Here is a 22558-nt window from a genome sequence, read left to right as displayed (position 1 = left end):
CAGTTTTCAAAGATCAATCCGCCGCTCAGAAGCGACTTTATTATCTTATCAGGTTTAAACACCTGAGTCAATAACTTTTTTTAAAATCTTTTTTGTAAGTCGCTGTCTTGCAGCAACGAATATAAATATATCACCTCACAGGACAACATGCAATATGTTTTTATCTTTTTTATACGCAAAAAAGAAAGAAAAAATATTCCCATTATTCAGCCCGGAAAAAGCATTATTTTTGCAGATCCTTAATCCTTTCAATAAAACAAAAAAAGACAGAGCACGCATTGTACTCTGCCTTGTTTTATAGAATTTTAACGATGGCGCATTAACGGGAATAACAGTACATCTCTAATAGAAGGTGAGTTTGTCAGCAGCATTACAACTCGATCGATTCCGATGCCCAGTCCGCCTGTTGGCGGCATGCCGTATTCAAGAGCTTCAATAAAATCATCATCCATCATATGAGCTTCATCATTGCCTTCTTCACGTTCTTTCAGCTGTGCTTCAAAGCGTTCGCGCTGATCAATTGGATCATTCAGCTCAGTGAAGGCATTTGCATGCTCACGGGCTACAATAAATAATTCAAAACGATCAGTAAAGCGCGGATCTTCGTCATTTTTCTTCGCAAGCGGCGAAATCTCTACAGGATGTCCATAGATGAATGTCGGCTGAATTAATTTCTCTTCAACCTTCTGCTCGAAGAATTCATTAACAATATGACCATATTCCATATTGTCTTTGATTTCAACACCATGCTCTTTCGCAAGCTGCTGGGCTTCTTCCTTACTGGTTTCTTTCCAGAAGTCTACCCCTGTGTATTCCTTAATGGCATCTACCATATGAAGCCTTTTCCATTCAGGCTTCAGATCCACTTCGTATTCGCCGTATTGCACAGTAGTTGTTCCGAGCACTTCTTGGGCAATATGGGCAATAAGGTTTTCAGTAAGGCTCATGATATCTCTATAGTCAGCATATGCTTCGTATAATTCAATCATAGTGAATTCAGGATTGTGCCGTGTAGATACACCTTCATTACGGAATACCCGGCCAATTTCATATACCTTTTCAAGGCCGCCCACAATCAGACGCTTCAGATGAAGCTCAATCGCGATACGCATATAGAGCTCCATATCCAGCGCATTATGATGAGTGATAAATGGACGTGCAGATGCTCCCCCTGCAATGGAATGCATCATAGGTGTTTCAACTTCCAGGTAGCCATGGCTGTCAAGGTAGCGGCGCATGGATTGGATAATGCGGCTTCTCGTGACGAAAGTCTTTTTGCTTTCCTCACTCATAATGAGATCCAGGTAACGCTGGCGGTAGCGCTGCTCAACGTCCTTTAGCCCGTGGAACTTATCCGGCAGCGGACGCAGGGATTTTGTCAGAAGGACAAATTCCTCCGCTTTAACAGACAGTTCGCCTACCTTTGTTTTAAAAAGCTTGCCGCTGATCCCAACGATATCTCCCAGATCCGCAGTTTCGAAGATGGCATAGCTTTCTTCTCCAACTGCATCCTTGCGGACATAGATTTGTATTTGCCCTGATAAATCCTGTACATGGGCGAATCCGGCTTTCCCTTTTCCGCGCTTGGTCATAATGCGTCCTGCAAGCGTTACAGAAACGTCCTTTTCCTCAATTTCTTCCTTCTCAAGCTCACCGTATTGCTCGATTAATTCATTGCTTTGGTGTGAACGGTCGAAACGTTTCCCGAAAGGATCCATTCCCTGTTCGCGCAAGCTGTTCATTTTCTCGCGTCTTACTTTCAACTGGTCATTTAATTCTTCATGACTCTGACTCACTGAAATCATCTCCATTTTGTAAATCTTTTTATGTACGCACAATTCTGCGGTCCTTCAAAAATGTATATCTCTATTATTTTACACAAAGCGGGTAAATCAGACATCCTAAATAGTTAAATAGAATAAAAACTGCCAGTTCATGCACTGGCAGTTTCCATTTATCAAAAGTATTATAGGCAAAGAATGTCAGCCTGTCAAACTTTACGCAGCTTATACAGCCTGTATCTGGCTTCTTTCTTTTTCTTCTGCATCAATGACAAGAGCGTTAAGAACGGTCACCAATTCTTCTCTTGTATTGGATTCATTAATTCCATTGCGGACCTTCGCATTGCCGCGGATTCCTTTCAGATACCATGCAGCATGCTTTCGCATTTCGAGTACAGCGATATGTTCACCCTTTAATGAAATCAGGCGGTCCAAATGAAGGATGCACACATCCATCTTCTCTCGTACAGAAGGCTCGCCCATTAATTCACCCGTCTCAAGATATTTGACTGTACGGTAAATCATCCATGGGTTCCCCAGTGCAGCCCGTCCGATCATGACACCGTCACAGCTTGTTTCATCCAGCATGCGCTTGGCATCCTGAGGGGTTTCCACATCACCATTTCCGATTAGCGGAATGTTAATGTTCTGCTTTACTTCGCGGATAATATCCCAGTTCGCTTGTCCTTCATACATCTGGACGCGCGTCCGGCCGTGAAGGGCTATAGCTTTGCCCCCTGCGCTCTCAACCGCCTGGGCGTTTTGAACAGCGTAGATGTGATCTTCATCCCAGCCCATCCGCATTTTTACGGTAACCGGCTTTTCAACAGCGGCTGTTACAGAAGAAACCATTTCATAAATTTTATCCGGATCAAGCAGCCACTTGGCACCCGCATCACATTTGGTGATTTTAGGGACAGGGCAGCCCATGTTAATGTCGATGATATCCGCATTCGTATTTTGATCTACAAATTTCGCCGCTTCTACAAGCGTCTCTTTTTTGCCTCCGAAAATCTGCAGGCTTAGCGGCTTTTCTCTCTCATCAATATAAAGCATGTTCATCGTCTTTTCGTTCTGGAGGACAATGCCTTTGTCGCTGACCATCTCAGCACATACAAGACCGGCACCGAATTCTTTCACAGTCAGACGGAAAGCAGAATTGCATACCCCAGCCATCGGAGCCAGTACCACACGGTTTTTCAGCTCGATATCACCTATTTTGAACATAATTGCACCTCCCTCTTTAACGGTTCAAACCTATATATTAATCCTGCTCCTGTCTGGGAGCCAATTCTTCCTGTGTCACTTTAAGCGCCAGAGCGATCTGCTCGATTAAAGCCGGTGCAGGCATGCGGTTTCCTCTTTCAATTTCACCTAAAATTGAAACCGATACACCCAGCTCTCTTGCAAATCCTTCTTGCGTAAATCCTTTTAGCTTTCGAAAAGCGCGAATACGTCTTCCCCATTTTTCTGCTTCCATATCCGTACTCCCTCTCTGTCAGGTATATCTTCCAGTATTGAAATTAAGGGCCGCTCCATCTTCGGAAGCCTGATGCTGGAATCAATCTCTAAAAGAGGAACAAGGACAAACGCTCTTTCATGCATCCGAGGATGAGGAACTATTAGCTTCTCTGTTTCAATATTTTCGTGACTATACAGTAAAATGTCAAGGTCTATTGTCCGCGGGCCCCAATGTATTTCCCTTTTTCTCCCAAGTTTTAATTCGATATCAAGGCATGCATCCAGCAATTCAAAAGGATTTAAGCCGGTAGTGATTTGGATTGCCATATTTAAAAATTGTTCTTGATCTTCATAACCGACTGGATCAGTTTCATAAACAGATGAAGTATTTACCACTTCTGTTTCCGGAAGCTGATCAATCATCTCAACCGCTTTCTTCAAGTGGTCAAACCGGCTGCCGATATTTGAGCCAAGCGCAATAAAAGCTGTGTTCCTCATGATCTGCCTCTCGTAATCTCGACGGCTACTGATTTATAGTGACCGGGAATAGGCGGATCAGGCTTAATCACTTTGACTGTCAGCTGCAGAATGAGCGGGAACCGGGAAAGTAGTTCTGCTGCCAGCTTTTCCGCTACAGCTTCAACCAGCTTATAGGGCTTCCCTTCCACAACCTCTTTACACACTGCATAAAGCTCACCATAGTTAATGGAGTCATCAAGATTATCCGTTTCCCCGGCCTTTTTCAGGTCTGCTTGGACAGTAAGGTCAACAGCAAATCGCTGGCCAAGGCGTGTTTCTTCCGGAAAAACACCATGGTAGCCGTAAAACTCCATTCGATTCACATAAATTTTATCCATTGTAATCACCCTTTTCCCATTAAAGCGTCCATCATTCTAGCCATTCGGCTCATTTCCTTAACATCATGGATGCGGATCATCTGGCAGCCCTTTTGGATGCCGTAGCAGACCGTCGCTCCCGTTCCTTCTGTTCGCTCCTCAACCGGAAGGTCCAGAATCGTTCCGATCATCCGCTTCTTCGATGTGCCTAGCAGCACAGGATACCCGATTGCCACAAGCTTGTCCAAATCCCTCATCATTTCCAGGTTATAGTTCAAGTCTTTTGCAAAGCCGATGCCCGGGTCAAGGATGATATTCTCGTCCTTAACACCCGCAGACTTAACAAGCGCAATGCTTTCGTATAAATCATTCATGACATCGCGGAAAAAGGATGTGTATTCCATATCCTTGCGGTTATGCATTAAGATAATCGGCGCTCCCGTTTCCGCTGCGGTTGATGCCATTTCAGGATCCGCTTTGGCTCCCCACACATCATTGATCATATGGGCCCCGGCTTCAATGGCCAGCCTGGCGACTTCAGCTTTATAGGTATCAATCGATATCGGAACATCCACTTCCTTTGAAATTGCCTCGATAACAGGAAGAACACGCCTCAGCTCTTCGTCTGCAGGGACCGGATCAAATCCCGGACGGGTTGACTCTCCGCCGACATCGATGATATCTGCTCCGTTTTCGACCATTTGCAGAGCATGCTTGACTGCCAGATCCTGATGACTGTATTTGCCGCCATCCGAAAAGGAGTCAGGGGTTGCATTTAAAATTCCCATTACAATGGTTTTCTTCCCGTAATCTAGCGTATATGGCCCACACTGAATTGTTGTTTTAGACATTATGAATCCTCCTACAGTTCATTCCTGCTCCATAAGTGTTCACAGCGGTTTTCATAGTGCATCTGGAGCTCCGATGTTTTCTTCCCGGATAACCCTGGCATTGAATGGCCGTCAAACGAGGAGATTGGCACAATTTCCTGGATGGAATTTGTGACAAAAACTTCATCCGCATCCAGTACAGCTTCCGGCCTGTACATGCCTTCCTGCACATTCATCCCCAGTTTCCCGGCCAGCCTGATTACAAATTTCCGGGTAATGCCGTTTAGTATGCCGGTATTAAGTGAGGGGGTAAATAAATGGCCATCGCGAATCCAGAATAAGTTCGACGTGATCCCTTCTGCCAGATAGCCTTCCCTGGTCAAAAAGATCCCTTCAGTGCCCGGATCGTCCCCCGCTTCCTTTTTGGCCAGAATGTTATTTAAAAAATGATGGGACTTCAGGCGTTCTGCCCCTTCAGGAGTATTGCGGGGAATCTCAAGCATCACTGCCTGCTTTTCTCCGCTTGCACTTCTTGGCGGAAGCGGTTTGCAGAAAATAATCGTATTCGGGTTTGTGTACGGTGCTGTCTGAAGGCCAATCTCCCCGTTTCCCGCTGACACATTCATACGGATGTAGGCATTAGGGTATCCGTTTTTTCCGAGCAGCTTCTCGAGCACACCGAGCACTTGTTCCCTTGTGTAGCTTACTTCGATATTTATAGCTTCAAGGCTTCGGTTCAGCCTCTCCAGATGATCGTCCAATAAAAAGGGATGTCCATTATACACACGGAACGTCTCAAACAGCCCCATTCCATATAAAAAGCCGTGATCAAAAGGAGAGATCCTGGCCTCCTCTTTCCTGACAATTTCCCCATTCATATAAATATACAAGGTTTACAGCCCCTCTGCCTGCAGTGCGGCTTTGTAATGCTGAATAAAATTCTGAAGAAGTTCCTTTCCGGCCGTAGTCATAATCGACTCCGGATGGAATTGGACACCTTCTACAGGCAATTCCTTATGGCGAATGGCCATAATCTCCCCCTCAGCTGTCCATGCCGAAACCTCAAGACATTCCGGCAGTGTTTCCTTTTTGACAATCAGTGAATGGTAGCGGGTAGCAGGAAAAGGATTGGGCAGGTCTTTAAATATGGTTTTCCCATCATGAAAAATGTCAGAGGTTTTTCCATGCATCAGACGCTCTGCCTGCACCACATCACCTCCGAATACTTGAGCAATCGACTGATGTCCCAGACAAACGCCAAAGACCGGGATTTTGCCTGCAAAAGCTTCAATGGCTTTCAGGCTGATACCTGCTTCATTCGGGCTGCACGGCCCCGGAGAGATCATCAGGAACTTCGGCTGCATACTGCCTATTTCAGAAATCGATGTTTCATCGTTTCTTTTTACAACCAGCTCTTCGCCTAATTCACCGAGATACTGCACGAGATTATATGTAAAAGAATCGTAATTATCGATCATATAAATCATAGCTGATCCCCTTTTGCCTGTTCTGCGAGTTCTTTTGCTTTCCAAAGAGCAATCGCTTTCTTCAGCGACTCTTTGTATTCATTTTTCGGATTGGAGTCAATGACAATGCCTGCACCTGCCTGCACATGGGCCTGTCGATCCTTAACGAGCATGGTGCGGATGATGATATTCAGTTCCAGGTCGCCGCTGAAATTGATCCAGCCAAGAGAGCCGGTGTATGGTCCTCTTGTGACCGGTTCAAGCTCTTCAATGATTTCCATGGTCCTCACCTTAGGGGCACCCGTGATCGTTCCCCCGGGAAATACAGCGTCAATAATATCAACGGCATTCTTGCCGTCTGCCAGCTCACCTTTTACATTGGAAACGATATGCATCACATGTGAGTATTTTTCAATAACCATGAACTCATCCACTTCAACAGTCCCATATTCGCAGACTCTTCCAAGGTCATTTCTCTCCAGGTCAACCAGCATTACGTGCTCTGCACGCTCTTTCTCATTTTCAATCAGTTCACTGGCGAGCTTGAGGTCCTCCTCATGATTCTTTCCCCGGGATCTTGTCCCGGCAATCGGCCGCGTGCTGACGGTGTTTTCTTTTTTCTTAATCAGAAGCTCCGGTGATGCGCTCACAAGCTGGTATGCAGGCGTGTGGAAATATCCCATGTATGGAGACGGGTTTAACACTCTCAGCTGCTCGTATACATCCATAGCCTGAATATGAATCGGGCGGCTTTGGCGTACCGAGAGATTCACCTGAAAAACATCTCCCTGTGAAATATATTCCTGAACACTCCGGACAGCAGACTGGAATTCTTCTTCGTTCATGGATACACCAAGTGTTTGTTCTGTCTGACTGCATCCCGCTGCTTCAGAAGGCTCTCCGCTCTCATTCTTCCATTTCTGCTCCCAATTCTCTGCCCGTTCCTCAATCGAGTGCTCTTCCCCTTTTTCATATAAGAATAGGAGCCAGAGTTCTTCCGTTTTATGATCAAAGACAAAGCAATCTTTATAAATAAAAAAGTGGATATCAGGTATTTGCAGATCATCCTGAGCTTCATTTGGAAGCTTTTCGATATAGCGTGCGTAATCATAGCTGATGAACCCGATTGCACCTCCCTGAAAGTCAGGAAGTTCTTCAAGCTTATCTGCTTTATATTGATTCAGCCATTCCTGCATCAGGTGGAGGGGGTTGCCTTCGAGCACCTGTTTTTCGCCGTCTGCAGTGATTTCAAGCTTTGAATTTTTGCCTGTTAAGATTGCTTCCGGCTCAAGAGCTGCAATACTGTACCTGCCGCCCCGTCCGCTTTCCAGTAAAACATGATGCGGCAATCCCTCAGACAGGCAGCGGTATGTGCGGAAAAAACGGATATATGAATATGGTATTTTTTTTGCATGGATCTGAAGATGCTTCACTAAAAGTCACCCCTATATAGTTCTCTATTTTTCATCATACATGATACGGGGCATGCTTTCATAATTTTTATTACACAAAAAACAGCGGCCATCAGAGACCGCTGTCGTATCAATTATTCAGCTTCAAATTGGTATAAAGGAGTACTTAAATAACGTTCCCCGTTACTTGGGATAATGGCCAGAACTTTTTTGCCCTTGCCAAGCTCTTTTGCCACCTTCAGCGCCGCACTGATCGCCGCACCGGAGGAAATTCCGCCAAGGATACCTTCTTCCTTGGCCGCACGGCGGGCATAATCAAATGCCTCATCGTTCGTTATCTGGATTACTTCATCATAAATCTTTGTATCCAGCGTATCCGGCACAAATCCCGCTCCAATGCCCTGGATTTTATGCGGGCCCGGCTTTCCGCCTGATAGGACAGGTGAATCAGTTGGCTCCACTGCGTAAATTTTGATGTTTTTATATTTTTCTTTGAGCACCTGGCCGGCTCCTGTAATGGTTCCGCCTGTTCCGATTCCGGAAATGAAGGCATCCAGCTGGTCGCCCATTTGCTCTGTGATTTCAGGTCCAGTTGTTAAACGGTGAACTTCAGGGTTCGCAGGGTTTTCAAACTGCTGAGGAACGAAATAGCCATGTTCCTTTGCCAGCTCCTGCGCCTTGCGGATCGCACCGCCCATTCCTTCCGGTCCAGGTGTGAGGACAAGGTCAGCCCCGTAAGCACGCAGCAGATTGCGGCGCTCCATACTCATTGTCTCCGGCATCACAAGAACGGCTTTATAGCCTTTTGCTGCGGCAATCATTGCTAATCCGATTCCTGTATTTCCGCTTGTCGGTTCAATGATGGTATCACCTGGTTTAAGACTTCCATCTTTTTCTGCAGCCGTGATCATTGCCAGGGCAATACGGTCTTTTACGCTGCTCCCCGGATTCATGTATTCCAATTTCAGATAAACATCTGCGCTATTATCATCAACTAAACGGTTTAGTTTCACAATTGGTGTATGGCCAACAAGATCTGCAATTGAATTTGCTACACGTACCATTTTCCCCACTCCTCATTTCCGACTATTTTTATTGGTTTAATATAAATTTACCAATTTCCAATGGGAATGTCAATGAATTTGATCGGCATTTAAAAGAAAATTCATACTTTTGTCATTATAGATAATTACCCATCTCTATTCATGATACTCAATTTTTGCAGAAAAAAACACGGAATTAGCTCCGTGTTTTTTTACTGCTCACCGTAGAACCATTCCACATCCGCCTCTTTCCAAAACGGTTTGGCAGAGACAGGAACATCCATTTGCTCAAGAGCAATCTGGCGGCGAATCATGTTCTTTACTTCTTTAAAGGAATACTGTTCTCCCTTTAAATGCTCATGAAGCATGACAACAGCATAGCCATCTTCTGTTTTAACCGGCTTGGTCCATTTGCCGGGCTTCAGGTTTTTGACCTGTTCCAGGACTTCCGACGGTATGTGCTCATCATCTTTACTGACATACCCTGCATTTCCTCCCAGGTTAGCGGTGAATTCATCAATCGATCGCTCCATCGCAAGCACAGAGAAGCTGGAGCCTTCTTCCAGCTCCTTCACTGTCTGTTCTGCTTCTTCTTTTGTTTTCACAATGATTTGAGAGATATGATAGGTATCAGGAACATGGAATTGGCTGCTGTTCTCTTCATAGTAGCTCTTCATTTCCTCTTCTGAGACAGAGACATCTGCCGTGAGCAGCTCTTCAAGAATAAGATTGTTCTTGATTTGCCTGCGCCATTTGTCTTCACTCATCTCATCGGTGAAATTTCCGCCGTACATAGTCTTGACCATTTTCAGCTCAAGATCCACTGCCTTATCAGAGATCTTCACCCCGTATTTTTTCCCGGCTTCTTCAATGACCTTCTGATCAATTAATTCGCTTAAGGTGCTTTTTCCGTACTTCAATTCCATCTCACTCATCCATTCCTGGCGAGTGATTTTTTCTCCGCCAATTTTGGCTACTGCTTCCCCGCTGCCATCGCCTTTAAAAAGCAAAAAGGCCAATGTGATAAGATTCAGCAATACTAAACCGGCAATGATCATTAAAAGCTGTCTCTTTTCCAAGTGCTCCTCCCCCCAAGAAAAGCGCAAGCACCTTGCCCTGCCCGACACCTCGAGGGAGCAGGCACTGAAGCTTGACATTCTCTAAGTTCAAAAAACAAAAGCGCTTGGCCCCGGCCTAAAGGGCGAACCTTTTGGAGACCGGCAAACGCTTATTTTATCAATTTACTTCGTTTTTTAATTCTTCCAACTCTTCTTTTGTATAATGATATTTCTCGTTGCAGAAGTGGCAGGAAGCTTCAGCCTGGCCGTCTTCATCAATCATCTGCTGGATTTCTCCTTCACCGAGGCTGATAATCGCATTGGCAAAACGCTCTTTTGAACATGTGCAGGTAAAGGATACAGGAAGCTTCTCAAGGAACTTCACATTGTCTTTACCAAGGATTGTTTCCAATAGCTCTTCAGGTGTCAATCCTTGCTGAATCAATTTGGATACAGGCGGAATTTCTTTCAGTCTGTTCTCAATTAAAGTAATCGTCTCTTCATCTGTTCCCGGCATAAGCTGAAGAATGAATCCCCCTGCAGCAAGAATAGAGTTATCAGGATTAACAAGAACCCCCACTCCAACGGATGAAGGAACCTGTTCAGAAGTAACGAAGTAATAAGTGAAATCTTCCCCAAGTTCTCCCGAAACCAGCGGAACCTGTCCTGTGAAGTGTTCTCTCATTCCAATGTCCTTCACAACAGTCAGGGTCCCTTCAGTGCCGACCGCACGGCGCACGTCAAGCTTGCCCTGCTCATTAAGATCGAAGTGCGTCTGCGGGTTTGTTACATATCCGCGCACCTCTCCATTTGCATTGCTGTCTACCAGAATGGCGCCAATTGGACCGCCGCCTTCGATTTTGATCGTCAGTTTGTTATCGCCCTTTAGCATGGCACCCATCATCACGCCTGCCGTCATGGCTCTTCCCAAAGCAGCTGACGCGGTTGGCCATGTATAATGTCTGCGCTGGCCCTCTCCAACTGTTTCGGTGGTGCGGGATGCATAGGCACGGACTTGTCCATCATACGCTAGTGCTTTTACTAGATAATCGCTCATTTCTTGCTCCTTTCCACGAAAAGCGCAAGCGCCTTGCCCACCCCCGACACCCTCGAGGGGGTAGGCTGCTTGCGCTAGACAATTTTCGAATTCCAAAATTTTAATACCTTGTTATCTTCAAGAAAACTGCTGTCATGGCAGCACTTTTTAAGCTTACTATTTTTTTATGGTTTCCATATTTCGTTTATAAATAATCTGCAGGCCCTTTAAAGTTAAAAATGGATCCACAACATCGATGATATCCGACTCTTGCGCGATGAGCCCCGCAAGGCCTCCTGTGGCAATGACAGTCGGCTTTTCGTCTGCCTGGTCTTTCATTCTTTTTACTATACCTTCAACCTGGCCGACGTAACCATATAGAATTCCCGCCTGCATGGCAGATACGGTATTTTTTCCGACAATATGATCAGGACGGGCAATTTCTATTCTTGGAAGCTTCGCTGCACGGGAATATAGAGCCTCTGTCGAAATCCCGATTCCCGGGGCAATGGCGCCGCCCATATATTGCTTATTTTCATTGATATAGCAATAGGTAGTGGCTGTACCGAAATCGACAATGACTAATGGGCTTCCATATTCATGAATGGCAGCGACTGCGTTGACGATGCGGTCTGCCCCCACTTCTCGCGGGTTCTCATACTTGATGTTTAAGCCTGTCTTGATACCAGGACCCACAACAAGAGGCTTCACATGGAAATATTTTTGGCACATTCTTTCAAGCGAAAACATGATTGGCGGCACTACTGAGGAAATGATAATGCCATCTATATCTGAAAAGGAAAGATTCTCATGCTCAAACAGAGACTTTACAATCATTCCATATTCATCTTCTGTTTTATTCCGGTTGGTTTCAATTCGCCAATGATGCTTCAATTCATCTTGGTCATAGACACCCAGAACGATATTCGTATTCCCTACGTCGAAAACAAAGATCAACATTCTCACCACTTTATGATTATTTAAATGAAGATTTATTTTTGGCTCTTTTTTTAAAGATTATTGTTTTTTACCTATGAATTCAGCCCGTTGATCTCCGCTTCAGGCACGCAGCGAACCCGCGGGGAGGAATGCGAGCCTCCTCGGCTTCGCCTGCGGGGTCACACTTCCCTCTCCTCCCGCAGGACATTGAATAGGCTTCCTCGATTGAACACCGCACGAAGGAAATGTTTCAGCATTTTCGAGGATCAAGTGCCTTCTGCTCCAATCAACTCATAGGTCTAATTAAGTTACATGCCCAAATAACAACAAACCTTACGAATACAGCCTTATTTTTTCACTGAAAACATCATATCACAACTGCTGTTGTTTCGTGTAATCGAAAATTCCGGGCGGTCTTGGAATTGATGTTTTCCGGCAAAAAAAAGCGCCCCTGGAGGCGCTTTTCAATTATTTGTCTTTGCGTTCTTCGTCGATGGCAGGTGGCACATCCGCTTCTGCGGGGCTTGAGCCTTCCCTTGTTTCAGGGATTTCGCCTGTTTCAGCAGGGTCCTCTTTCTTGATGCTGATGTTTACTTTCACATCTTCATCCGTTGAAATGGAAGTCACTGAACGGTCAGGCAGTCTGCCATGTTCTGATAAGTGCTTGATTTGTTCCGCATCAAGCGTTTCAACTTCAAGCAATGTATTTGCGATCAGATTCAGCTTATCACGGTTTTCTGTTAAGAGCTTTCTTGCTCTTTCATAGGATTCCTTGATAATGCGCTGGATCTCAAGATCGATTTCATATGCGATTGCATCTGAATAGTTCTGTTCATTATGGAAGTCACGTCCCAGGAATACCTGGCCGCCCTGAGACTGTCCGAACTGCAATGGTCCAAGCTTATCGCTCATTCCGAATTCGGTTACCATGCGCCGGGCAATACCTGTCGCACGCTGGAAGTCATTATGGGCACCTGTGCTTACTTCACCGAAGACGATTTCTTCAGCCACACGTCCGCCAAGCAATCCGACAATTTTGTCGAGAAGCTCAGGTTTCGTCTGGAAGTAACGGTCTTCTTTCGGAAGCATGACTGCATATCCTCCGGCCTGGCCGCGCGGCACGATTGTAACCTTATGAACCATTTCTGCTTCATCAAGCACTAAACCGATGACTGTATGACCCGCTTCGTGGAAAGCAACGATGTTTCTTTCCTTTTGGGAAATCACACGGCTCTTCTTGGCTGGTCCAGCGATAACGCGGTCTGTTGCTTCATCGATATCTTCCATATCCACTTTTTTCTTATTGCGGCGGGCAGCTACAAGAGCTGCTTCATTCAAGAGATTTTCAAGGTCTGCACCTGAGAATCCAGGAGTGCGCATCGCAATGCTCTTTAAGTTGACCGACTCATCTAAAGGCTTGTTGCGTGCATGTACTTTAAGCACTGCTTCACGGCCTTTGACATCCGGGCGGTCAACCGTAATCTGTCTGTCAAAACGTCCCGGACGCAATAATGCCGGGTCAAGAATATCCGGACGGTTAGTGGCAGCAATGATGATAATTCCTTCATTTGCCCCAAATCCATCCATTTCAACTAGAAGCTGGTTAAGGGTCTGCTCGCGTTCATCATGCCCGCCGCCTAGGCCGGCACCACGCTGGCGCCCTACAGCATCAATTTCATCGATAAAAATAATACACGGCGCGTTCTTTTTCGCATTTTCGAATAAGTCGCGGACACGGGAAGCACCCACACCGACGAACATTTCAACGAAATCAGAACCGCTTATAGAGAAGAACGGAACGCCCGCTTCACCGGCAGCTGCCCGTGCAAGCAAGGTTTTACCTGTTCCCGGAGGTCCTACAAGAAGAACCCCTTTAGGAATTCTTGCTCCCAATTCAGCAAACTTGCGCGGGTCTTTAAGGAACTCAACGACCTCAACAAGCTCCTGCTTTTCTTCATCGGCGCCTGCAACATCTTTAAAGCGCACTTTCTTTTTGCTTTCATCATACAGCTTGGCTTTGCTTTTGCCGAAGTTCATCACACGGCTGCCTCCGCCCTGCGCCTGGTTCAGCAGGAAGAAGAATAGTATGAAGATGATGATGAAAGGAATGATTGACGTAAAGAATGTAACCCAGCCGCTTGTTTCCTTAGCCGGCATAACATCGACATCTGATGTCTGGGCTAATTGATCCACACGGTCAAGGATATTATCATTGTTCATGATATAAGTCAGGAAGTATTTGCCTTCCTCATATCCCTCAAGCTGACCCCGTACTTCAAAAACACCTCTCTCAGGCTGAAGGGAAATGGACGTAATATCGCCGCTTTCCAAGTGATCAACAAATTTATTATAAGAGATGTGCTCCGTTGGTTCATTGTTGCCGTTAAAGAAGCTGACAACTCCAATAATGACTAAAAATATTAATAAATAAAAGATGGTATTCCGGAAGATCCGATTCATCCCTTACCTCCTCCCACGGTAAACAAACTATAGTGTATACTATCATAGAAAATCGTGCCAATACAAGGAATTAGACTTCTTAAAACCGGGTGATTCTTGTTTCAGTAAAGGGCTTTAATCCAAGATCATGCTTAGGATTTCCTTAATCGTTATTGCTGTATACTTCCGGCTTAAGCACTCCAATATATGGAAGGTTACGGTACTTTTCCGCATAATCAAGGCCATAGCCGACTACGAACTCATCAGGAACAATAAATCCTACATAATCAGCTTTGATATCAGCCTTTCTTCCGGTTGGCTTGTCAAGCAGTGTTACAATCTTAATGCTTTTCGCTTTTCTGTAGCGGAACAGCTCAACCAGATAGCTGAGTGTCAAGCCGCTGTCGATGATATCCTCAATGATCAGAATATCTCTGCCTTCCACAGAAGTATCAAGGTCTTTCAGAATTTTCACTTCTCCTGAGGAAACCATTGAATTCCCATAGCTTGATACATCCATGAAGTCCATCTCAAGATATGTATCCACACGCTTTAAAAGGTCGCTCATGAAAGGCATTGCCCCTTTTAAAACCCCAATGGCAAGCGGGAATCGGTCCTGGTATTCTTCAGTTAGTTCAGCAGCAAGGGATTTAATTTTATCCTGCAGCTCCTCTTCCGAAATCAGTACTTTTTCAATGTCATTTTTCATCATTTATTGTGCCCCCTAGAAGATCATTGCTTTATGTATTTTAAAATAATATAACTGGTGCAGAATTGCTGCTGCCTATCATCATGCGATTTCTTCAAACCAGGCACCCATAGGATCCTGCCTTGTGCGTCTGTCACGATTGGCCAGGTTTTCCGGTCATGCAGCGGTATTTTATGATCGATGAAAATATCCTTAATCTTTCGGGACCCCTGCATCCCTTTAAGCGTCATGCGGTCTCCCTTTTCTCTTGTCCTGATAATGATTGGAAAAGAAACGCCGTCCCTGTCTAATACCAGGGTTTCATTGTTTAGATTTCCATCAGGACAGTCAGCATATTCAAGAATAATCGATCCGCCGTTTGGGAGTTTAATGCTAGCAGGTTTGAAGACTTCATATCGATAGGATTGTACAGGTTCCTTCGGGAATAAAAAGTGGCATTGCCGGTAGGAGCGTACAATATGTAAACCGCCTGGAAAATCTAAATTTCCCGATGGATGAGGACTTTTCATTAAGGAAAAAACACTCTCTATATGAGATGCCGATAGCGATGCCGGCCTTTCTTTATAAAGATAGTTTAATATTAGTTGAATCCCTCTCCTTTGTAAAGGCATTGGCATTGCCTCAAAAGCATCAATATCCACACTAATTTCCTCATTGGCATTCTTTTTCATTACTGTATTCATTTTATGGACGGTTAATTCCTGCAGATATGCTTCATCACTTTGCAAATCTTCACTGAATTTTTGAAAATGCTCATGCACCAGGGGATTTTCTTTTCTCAGGAATGGGAGCACTTCCTGCCTGAAGCGGTTGCGGCTGTATATGCCTTTTTCATTGCTTGGATCCCGCCGGGGGTTCAGCTGTTCTTTCAGGCAGTAGCTTTCGATTTCCGCTCTATTCAAGCACAAAAACGGGCGGATGATCGTAAAATCGCCAAACGGACGCGTAAAGGGGATTCCTGCTCTTGCTTTGCCGGCGCTTCCCCTTGTGAGGCGCATTAAGATGGTTTCAACCTGATCATCGCCATGATGTCCCAGCGCTATATAGTCCGCCCCATATTTCCCGGCTGTTCTTTCATAAAAGCTGTATCGGCAATACCTGGCAGCTGTCTGCGAACTCTTCCCGGACTTCTCCATATACTCAGGCACATTCACTCTTTCCATTTCAAATGGAATGGCTTTGTCCCTGCAGTAATCCTTCACAAACATGGCGTCCTGAAGGGATTCTTCACCTCTGAACATATGATCGACATGTGCAGCAATCAGTTCTGTCCGATACTGCTGCTGTCTGCTCCAAAAATAATGGAGCAGGGCGATGGAATCGGGCCCTCCTGATACACCGACTACTATTTTCTTATTTTTTAAATTCAATCCCTTTTTCTTAAGGAAAGCACTCACTTTCGCTTCGAGCATAGGCTTCTTCCTTATCCAATTTAAATATATTTATTACTACCCCTGCAAAAGGCAGGATAATCCTTGCTATGGAAAAGCATATCATTTTTAAAGGGTAAATATCAAAAGAGATTAAGCTTATAATACGGATCACCGTAAAGAAAGTTTCATTTCTTTCAAATTCAAAGCAGCTGACCATAAATATATAAGAAATATAGCAGGGTTACAATAAGGGTAATGAGCAGAGTTTCAAAGAAGCTCCCTTTCTGTTTTTTCTGCCTGTGCATTTGCCTGCTGGCCTGCTGAGGGCTGGCTGTTTGTCCGGGATTCCTGCTTACCGTGCTCCTTTGGGCCGGGTTTGCACGTGTGAGCTGGAGCATATCGTTTCTCATTTCACCAGCCGAGCTATACTGGCCCTGCAGAGCATTCAGAATAACATCTTCGTATTTCAGCAGTTCTTTCTTTTGGCGGACCATCAATTTGAGCTGTTTAAGGTCACCGGTTGTCTTGGCAAATCTTTTAGGATAGGCCGTATTGATTAAAATCATGGCTGCAGCAAAGAGATCATAAGCAGGTTCAGCCTTTCTGGTGCCCAATCCCCAATAGCCGCGATCATAAAACTCGGTAAATTCCTTTATTGCCCTGCCCTGAATGGTGGTGCCGCCCACATCAATGGTGCGTATTTTCGATGGAGGGCCTGTTACGATCAGATTATCCGGCTTTAAATCACCGAACACCCAGCCCGCTTTATGCAATGCATCGAGATCGTTCAGAAGCTGTACAATTAAAACACCGGTCCAGGATGGTCCCTTTTGCTGAATGAATGTCAGCAAATCAGGTCCCTGTATATATTCCATTATATAGAATGAAACCTTGCCGCTCCTTCGTTCCCAATCATCGACATCAAGCAAAGAAGGCCCGAGGGCAGAGCCTTGGACCTTTGCAAAGGATTTAAGGACGTTCACTTCGGACGTGATGGACATCCCGTTATCACTCATTTTCAAAGCAACCTGCTGATTTTGGTTTTTGGCGAGATAAACAATCCCATTAGCACCATACCCTAATTCCTTAATAATGGTATATCGGTTTCGATGCCACTTTCCTTCAATTACAGTACCAGGGTTTACTTTACACTGACTCTTCAAAGAATGATTCATCATCACGGGAAAGCAGACTCCTTAATGAACGTTTTTTCTTGAAATGGTTTAGGGCCTCATGAATAGCCGGACCTGTCGGCGTAATCCCTCCTGTTGTCAATTTCGAGAATATGCTGGTGAGCGATTCAAGATTCGGTGTCCAATCCAGCAGTTTTTCGACATCTTTCTTTTTCCCGGGAAATACGAATACAGAAAAACGGTTATCACCAGAGCGGGCATTGAGGCTCAAGGACAGATCCAGCAGGGCTTCCTTAACGGTTGGAAGCTTATGCTTCATACTCGCACTGGTATCCACGAGAACCAGCACTTCCAGTTCGACTGTCTCACCCAGTTCATCCACGACCTCCATTACTTCGCCGCGCTGATCAGGCGGAAGGTCCTCCATTGTTCTTGAGCCGCCCAGGATCTGCTGAAGCTCCTTGTTCACCACTCCCTGAAGTGTCTGGGTCATGGCTTTTCTTGTCACCATCTGTACCGTCTGGGAAAGCTGCTGAGAGTAGACAACCTGACTGACTCCGCCTCCTGACATCGCAATTCCTTCAATTTCATTCATTCCCTGTTCATCAATGACATCCTGCTCCATGACTCCGATTACATTCACAGTTATTCCCTGCTCCTTGGCCAGGGCCGCCATGGCAAAGGGATCTTCACCCTGATTTGAACAGCCATCCGTTATCAGTAAAATTTGCTTCAGTGTTCCAGTTTTCATTGAGACTCCCCTCCACATATGAGTTATTAGCATTTTCGACTGAAAGGAGGGGATTTATACATATAAATATATCTCTATGAGCAAATTAATCAGTTGGCCTTTTGCCTGATGGCATGTACAGGGATACTGGTCCATTTCGGAGTATTGTGTTTGACCTTTGACACAACCACTGTCATATCATCTTCAATATTCCCGGATCTTGACCTGATGACCTCTTCCATAATTAAATCGGCTACTTCTTGAGGGTCGTCCGTCTTCAACTCGGATACCTTGCGCTTCATCCACAAATCAAAGTTCTCCACATGCTTAGGCCCTTCAAAAACGCCATCACTCATCATGATCAGCAAATCTCCCGCTTTAAGCTGCTCACTGACCACATCTACATCAAATTCCTGGATGATTCCCATCGGGAGATTGCTTGCCTGAATTTTTATTACCTTAGGACCTCTTTTTACAAAGCTTGGAGTTGACCCAATTTTCAAAAATTTTGCGTCAGCATTCTGCAGATCTATCATGGCCAGATCCAAGGTCGAGAAAATTTCGTCTGTGGTCCGTAAAGAAAGAACAGAATTGACTGATTTAATGGCAACCTGCTCTTCAATGCCCGATTGAAGAATTTTCTGCAGGAGCTGAAGTGTTTCCTGGCTTTCCGCATGAGCCCGTTCCCCATTGCCCATTCCATCACTGATGGCAATCGCATACTTTCCGCAGCCCAACTCGATGGTGGAATAGCTGTCCCCTGACACTAAGCCTCCGTCCTTGGCAGCATGTGCAACGCTTGTTTCAACCACGAAAGCTTTGGCTGACCGGAATGTAACATGGCAGTATCCATTCGGAAACGTGGCGCATTCCTCTGAATTTACTAATATCGTTTCTCCCAAAATATCAGATAGCATCGGTGCAATGAGCTTTTCGCATTCCCCGTGTCCCTGGCAGTATGGGATGGTCATATCAATATCGACATTTCCCTGCTCCAGGCTGTAGATTTCCACCTGCTCGATATGAATCCCAAACTCCTGAAGTGCTTCAAGGATCTGTTCTTCCTGTTTATGATGATTTTCCCGCTCTCTCTGAATTTCTTTGGCAAAGTCACCCATCACCTCCGAAACACCCCTCAGCTGGTCAGCCACCAGCCTTCTGCTTTCCTGAACCTGCTTCTTCAGCTTTTGGTTCGCTTTATAATAAGTCAGCTCCTGCTGAACGGCTTCTGTCACTTTTTTCGATCTGGTGCAGTACTTTTCCCATTCCCTCGCAAGCTTAGGAGAAAGGGCACCTTCGTTGTTGTCCACATCATGCATAATATCCATCATATAGTCATAGGTTGTATTAAAGTTCTTTGACCAGCAATGATCCTTCTTAAAGCAGGTCTGACAGGTTTTTTCTGTTACATTGCTTAAGAAATAATCCACTTCCCTGTCACTGTCTTCTTCCCATTGGGACGGTTCATCATGGGAGGAAAAGCTTTTGGAAAGAGCCTGAAAGACGCTCGAAAACTGGGCAACGCGCTGTGCCGTCACATCACGCATTTTTCTCATATATTGCTGCTGTTCTGCGGCATATTCAGGTGTTCCCGGGATGTGCTTGGCCAATTTTAACGTTAAAGCCTGCGGGGTTAGTAAAAACAAAAGAATGGCCGCACCTGTTTCTGACAGAGTTTTCATGAGGTTTCCGCTGCCCTCTCCATACATGCCCATCAGGAGTGTCGCAACCAAAAGGCCGAATGCCACACCAAACTTCCTGCCTTCTTTTAAAAGGCCGCCTAAAAGGCCCGCAAAAGCAAGCAGACTCATATGATAAAAGCTCGATATATTCGCAAGGGAGAAGATCAGTCCGGTTACCACCCCTACCGTCGAACCGACTGTAGCTCCTGCCACAAAGGCGAAGAGAAGGACAAGGTAGCGTGACATGATATGCTCCACCGAAAGATCATATACCGTCCAGCCGATCGTTCCCGTCATGACAGAAGCCAGCATAATGATCAGGCAGACGATTTCTTCGGTTTTCAATGATTGTCTGCGTTTATTTATGGATAGCAGCGGCAGTCCCTGCAGGAAAATAAGCGTCAGGATGAAGCCAAGGCTCGACTCGACACCGGCCATCATGCCATCATATAAAGCCAGCTGGCCCTTCATAATGAAGACCTCAAGAAGCTTTCCTGCCAAAAGAGTGAAAAATACATAAAAAGGAAGTGCCCTGATTTCATTATGCAGCCACTTCTTTGAGACCCGGAATGCAAATAAAAAGATGAAGGTGATTCCAAAAGCGGATACAGCATTGGATATAGATAATGTGGCGGCGCCAGCCATTAATCCCACCAGTGCCAGGGGCGCCTTATCTCTTCGAATGAAATAAACCGCTGCAAAAAACGGAAGGCTAAATGGGGTAAGCTTCGCCAATATCAAGGCTCTTCCAAGCAAAAAGCCAATGATCAGCAGAACATAGCCTTTTTTCAGAAAGAAATTCTCCAGCCCTGATTGGAGCTTTTTTAAGCCTTTGGCAATATCCAGTTTCGGTTTGTTGAAGGGCACTTCCCCGATCGGCTCCATTACATTCCTTTCTACCTTTTCCATTAAACTACACTCCCCATATTTTTATCGTTGCTGACAATTATAAATTCAAGCGCTCCAAAAGTTTGTCAAAATAGCAGACAAGCCCCGGCTTTTCGTTCGACGGTTTTCCACTATATATGGGGATAGATAACAAGATTTAAAATTGGACTTGCGGAAGTTGGATTTAATTCTGTAAAAAAAGTAAACAAACCGTTGGAATGACAGCTTTCAGCGGAAAGAGAAGCATGGAAGAAATTGACGAAAGAGGCAAGGGGGATTTACGACATATTTCTTTCAATATCTTATTGACTTCCTTTTTAAAAATTTGTATTATAAATCTTGTGCTTCAGAGCACATCTATTAATCTATTGAAATATGGCGGTGTAGCTCAGCTGGCTAGAGCGTACGGTTCATACCCGTGAGGTCGGGGGTTCGATCCCCTCCGCCGCTATCAAAGAAATGCGGAAGCGCGTTGCCCAGGGGCGACCAGCATAAGACAAGATGGCAAAAAGGTTGCACTTTACCTTTTTGACAGATTGGCTTATGACCTCGAGCCCCTACGCGCTGGAGCTGGACAACAAAGAAATGCGGAAGCGCCTCGGTCACCCCCGACAAGCACAAGACGATCCGCACAGAAAGGTGTTCTTTACCTTTTTGGGAGGAGCGGCTTGTGACCTCGAGGGGGTAGGCGCTGGAGCTGAACAACAAGAAATGCGGAAGCGCGTTGCCCAAAATTATTATTATCCTGGCCCGTTGGTCAAGCGGTTAAGACACCGCCCTTTCACGGCGGTAACACGGGTTCGAATCCCGTACGGGTCATTTCAAAAGAGCGTCAGCCTTAGGCTGGCGTTTTTTTGATGGCTGAACAGCATTAAACAGCATAAAAAAACAAGCCCTATCCGGACTTGTTTTCCATCCTGCTATATAGATCGATCAGCAGCAAGTTAGCCCCGCTTAGCTCCTCTTCCTCCGCGTTTGGATTCAGTATGGCGTTTTAGCGATGACAGACGATCCTCGCTATCCTTCAGGAAACGGGCCATTTTGGATTCAAAGTTTTCTTTAGGGCGATGGTCGTTTGATCGGTTATGGCGAGGGCGGCCAGAATTGGAATTAGGTCTGAATTCTTTTCTGTCTCCTCTTTCAGGTCTTTCAGAACGCTCAGGCCGGTCTTTTGCCTTTTTAATGGATAATCCAATCTTTCCGTCCTTTTCGACATTAATGACTTTCACTTCAACCATGTCACCCACTTTTAGGTGCTCATTAATATCTTTTACATATTTGTCAGCGACTTCACTTATGTGCACCAGACCGGTTGAGCCTTCCGGCAGCTCCACAAATGCTCCGAAATTTGTAATGCCTGTGACCTTTCCTGTTAACTTGCTGCCTGCTTCGATTGACATTAAAAAAACTGCCTCCTTGAAAGATATAAAGTGAAACTTCAATCAGTGGGGGTTTTCCTTATCCCCACTGATTGTTAGTTGAGGCCCACAGGAAGTGGGTCACAAAGACGTTGCCACAGGACGTGGCGTTCTTAGTCTTTGTTCTTCTTTTCGGGCCTTTACGGGCAGTTTGATCCCCACTTATCCTCCTTTGATTCCTCAAAGTCTTGAAGTGGGGGTCTTACTGCCCGTTAGACTGCGATAAAGTGAAACTTTTTATATATTATACAGAAACCAAAAAAAGAGTGTCAATATAGCGTCTGAACTGTACCCCCATTTACGGACAGTTTATAAAAAAGCGCC

The 22558-nt window shown here is 45.3% G+C and carries 20 protein-coding genes and 2 tRNA genes; 2 read left to right on the top strand and 20 right to left on the bottom strand.

The genetic code is table 11. From position 1 onward, the window contains the following. Window positions 1–305 precede the first annotated feature (305 nt). From lysS to spoIIE, 19 genes are all read right to left on the bottom strand, one after another. A complete protein-coding gene (lysS, locus tag PBF_RS23690; RefSeq protein WP_035333329.1) occupies window positions 306–1805 on the bottom strand; it encodes a lysine--tRNA ligase in 1500 nt (499 codons plus the stop codon). 201 nt (window positions 1806–2006) lie between these two features. Further along, window positions 2007–3008 (bottom strand): tRNA dihydrouridine synthase DusB, encoded by a 1002-nt coding sequence (gene dusB / locus PBF_RS23685; RefSeq protein WP_035333328.1) that lies wholly within the window; start codon window positions 3006–3008, stop codon window positions 2007–2009. Window positions 3009–3045: 37 nt separating this feature from the next. Then, a complete protein-coding gene (locus PBF_RS23680) occupies window positions 3046–3261 on the bottom strand; it encodes a helix-turn-helix domain-containing protein (protein ID WP_035333327.1) in 216 nt (71 codons plus the stop codon). Further along, window positions 3213–3740 carry a 2-amino-4-hydroxy-6-hydroxymethyldihydropteridine diphosphokinase gene (gene folK, locus PBF_RS23675; RefSeq protein ID WP_035333326.1) on the bottom strand — a complete coding sequence of 176 codons (528 nt, stop codon included), beginning with the start codon at window positions 3738–3740 and terminating at the stop codon, window positions 3213–3215. The genes PBF_RS23680 and folK overlap by 49 nt, the downstream gene beginning before the upstream one ends. Then, a complete protein-coding gene (folB, locus tag PBF_RS23670) occupies window positions 3737–4099 on the bottom strand; it encodes a dihydroneopterin aldolase (RefSeq protein ID WP_035333325.1) in 363 nt (120 codons plus the stop codon). Before folB ends, folK begins: the two co-directional genes overlap by 4 nt. 5 nt (window positions 4100–4104) lie before the next feature. Then, window positions 4105–4929 (bottom strand): dihydropteroate synthase, encoded by an 825-nt coding sequence (gene folP / locus PBF_RS23665; protein WP_035333324.1) that lies wholly within the window; start codon window positions 4927–4929, stop codon window positions 4105–4107. Window positions 4930–4940: 11 nt separating this feature from the next. Next, a complete protein-coding gene (pabC, locus tag PBF_RS23660) occupies window positions 4941–5798 on the bottom strand; it encodes an aminodeoxychorismate lyase (protein ID WP_035333322.1) in 858 nt (285 codons plus the stop codon). Window positions 5799–5801: 3 nt separating this feature from the next. Then, entirely contained in the window at window positions 5802–6395 is a 594-nt protein-coding gene (gene pabA, locus PBF_RS23655; protein WP_035333321.1) for an aminodeoxychorismate/anthranilate synthase component II, read from the bottom strand. Continuing rightward, window positions 6392–7807 (bottom strand): aminodeoxychorismate synthase, component I, encoded by a 1416-nt coding sequence (gene pabB / locus PBF_RS23650; protein ID WP_035333319.1) that lies wholly within the window; start codon window positions 7805–7807, stop codon window positions 6392–6394. The genes pabA and pabB overlap by 4 nt, the downstream gene beginning before the upstream one ends. A gap of 113 nt (window positions 7808–7920) precedes the next feature. After that, complete coding sequence (gene cysK, locus PBF_RS23645) at window positions 7921–8850, bottom strand: cysteine synthase A (RefSeq protein WP_035333318.1); 930 nt, start codon at window positions 8848–8850, stop codon at window positions 7921–7923. Window positions 8851–9041: 191 nt separating this feature from the next. Beyond that, the gene (locus PBF_RS23640; RefSeq protein ID WP_035333316.1) at window positions 9042–9908 is read right to left on the bottom strand and encodes a peptidyl-prolyl cis-trans isomerase; all 867 of its coding nucleotides are present in this window, start codon (window positions 9906–9908) and stop codon (window positions 9042–9044) included. A gap of 157 nt (window positions 9909–10065) precedes the next feature. Further along, window positions 10066–10944, bottom strand: coding sequence for an Hsp33 family molecular chaperone HslO (gene hslO / locus PBF_RS23635; protein ID WP_035333315.1), 879 nt, complete (start codon window positions 10942–10944; stop codon window positions 10066–10068). Between the two features lie 156 nt (window positions 10945–11100). Beyond that, window positions 11101–11880 (bottom strand): type III pantothenate kinase, encoded by a 780-nt coding sequence (locus PBF_RS23630; protein WP_200870092.1) that lies wholly within the window; start codon window positions 11878–11880, stop codon window positions 11101–11103. Window positions 11881–12330: 450 nt separating this feature from the next. Then, complete coding sequence (gene ftsH, locus PBF_RS23625) at window positions 12331–14322, bottom strand: ATP-dependent zinc metalloprotease FtsH (RefSeq protein WP_035333311.1); 1992 nt, start codon at window positions 14320–14322, stop codon at window positions 12331–12333. A 142-nt stretch (window positions 14323–14464) separates the two neighbouring features. Further along, window positions 14465–15010: a hypoxanthine phosphoribosyltransferase gene (gene hpt, locus PBF_RS23620; RefSeq protein ID WP_175609168.1), complete on the bottom strand. Its 546-nt coding sequence runs from the start codon at window positions 15008–15010 to the stop codon at window positions 14465–14467. 23 nt (window positions 15011–15033) lie between these two features. Further along, complete coding sequence (gene tilS, locus PBF_RS23615) at window positions 15034–16422, bottom strand: tRNA lysidine(34) synthetase TilS (protein WP_035333310.1); 1389 nt, start codon at window positions 16420–16422, stop codon at window positions 15034–15036. 161 nt (window positions 16423–16583) lie between these two features. Next, window positions 16584–17561, bottom strand: a complete 978-nt coding sequence (locus PBF_RS23610) for a serine/threonine protein kinase (protein WP_035333309.1) — start codon at window positions 17559–17561, stop codon at window positions 16584–16586. Beyond that, window positions 17530–18267 carry a VWA domain-containing protein gene (locus PBF_RS23605; protein ID WP_035333308.1) on the bottom strand — a complete coding sequence of 246 codons (738 nt, stop codon included), beginning with the start codon at window positions 18265–18267 and terminating at the stop codon, window positions 17530–17532. The genes PBF_RS23610 and PBF_RS23605 overlap by 32 nt, the downstream gene beginning before the upstream one ends. Window positions 18268–18356: 89 nt before the next feature. Continuing rightward, window positions 18357–20837 (bottom strand): stage II sporulation protein E, encoded by a 2481-nt coding sequence (gene spoIIE / locus PBF_RS23600; RefSeq protein WP_035333307.1) that lies wholly within the window; start codon window positions 20835–20837, stop codon window positions 18357–18359. Between the two features lie 356 nt (window positions 20838–21193). On the opposite strand from spoIIE, the gene PBF_RS23595 reads away from it, so the two are divergent. Together PBF_RS23595 and PBF_RS23585 are read left to right on the top strand one after the other, a co-directional pair. Next, window positions 21194–21267 (top strand) — tRNA-Met (locus tag PBF_RS23595). A gap of 296 nt (window positions 21268–21563) precedes the next feature. Next, window positions 21564–21635, top strand: a tRNA-Glu gene (locus PBF_RS23585). A 125-nt stretch (window positions 21636–21760) separates the two neighbouring features. Here PBF_RS23585 and PBF_RS23580 read toward each other — a convergent pair. Beyond that, on the bottom strand, window positions 21761–22216 hold the full coding sequence (locus PBF_RS23580; protein ID WP_035333305.1) for a S1 domain-containing RNA-binding protein: 456 nt from the start codon (window positions 22214–22216) through the stop codon (window positions 21761–21763). Window positions 22217–22558: the final 342 nt, after the last annotated feature.

Origin of the sequence: Cytobacillus firmus DS1 (assembly GCF_000565285.1) — a bacterium.
GTDB classification, from domain to species: domain Bacteria; phylum Bacillota; class Bacilli; order Bacillales; family Cytobacillaceae; genus Cytobacillus; species Cytobacillus firmus_A.
The sequence above is the reverse complement of the archived record's forward strand: the minus strand, read 5'-3'. Positions and strand labels throughout refer to the sequence as shown.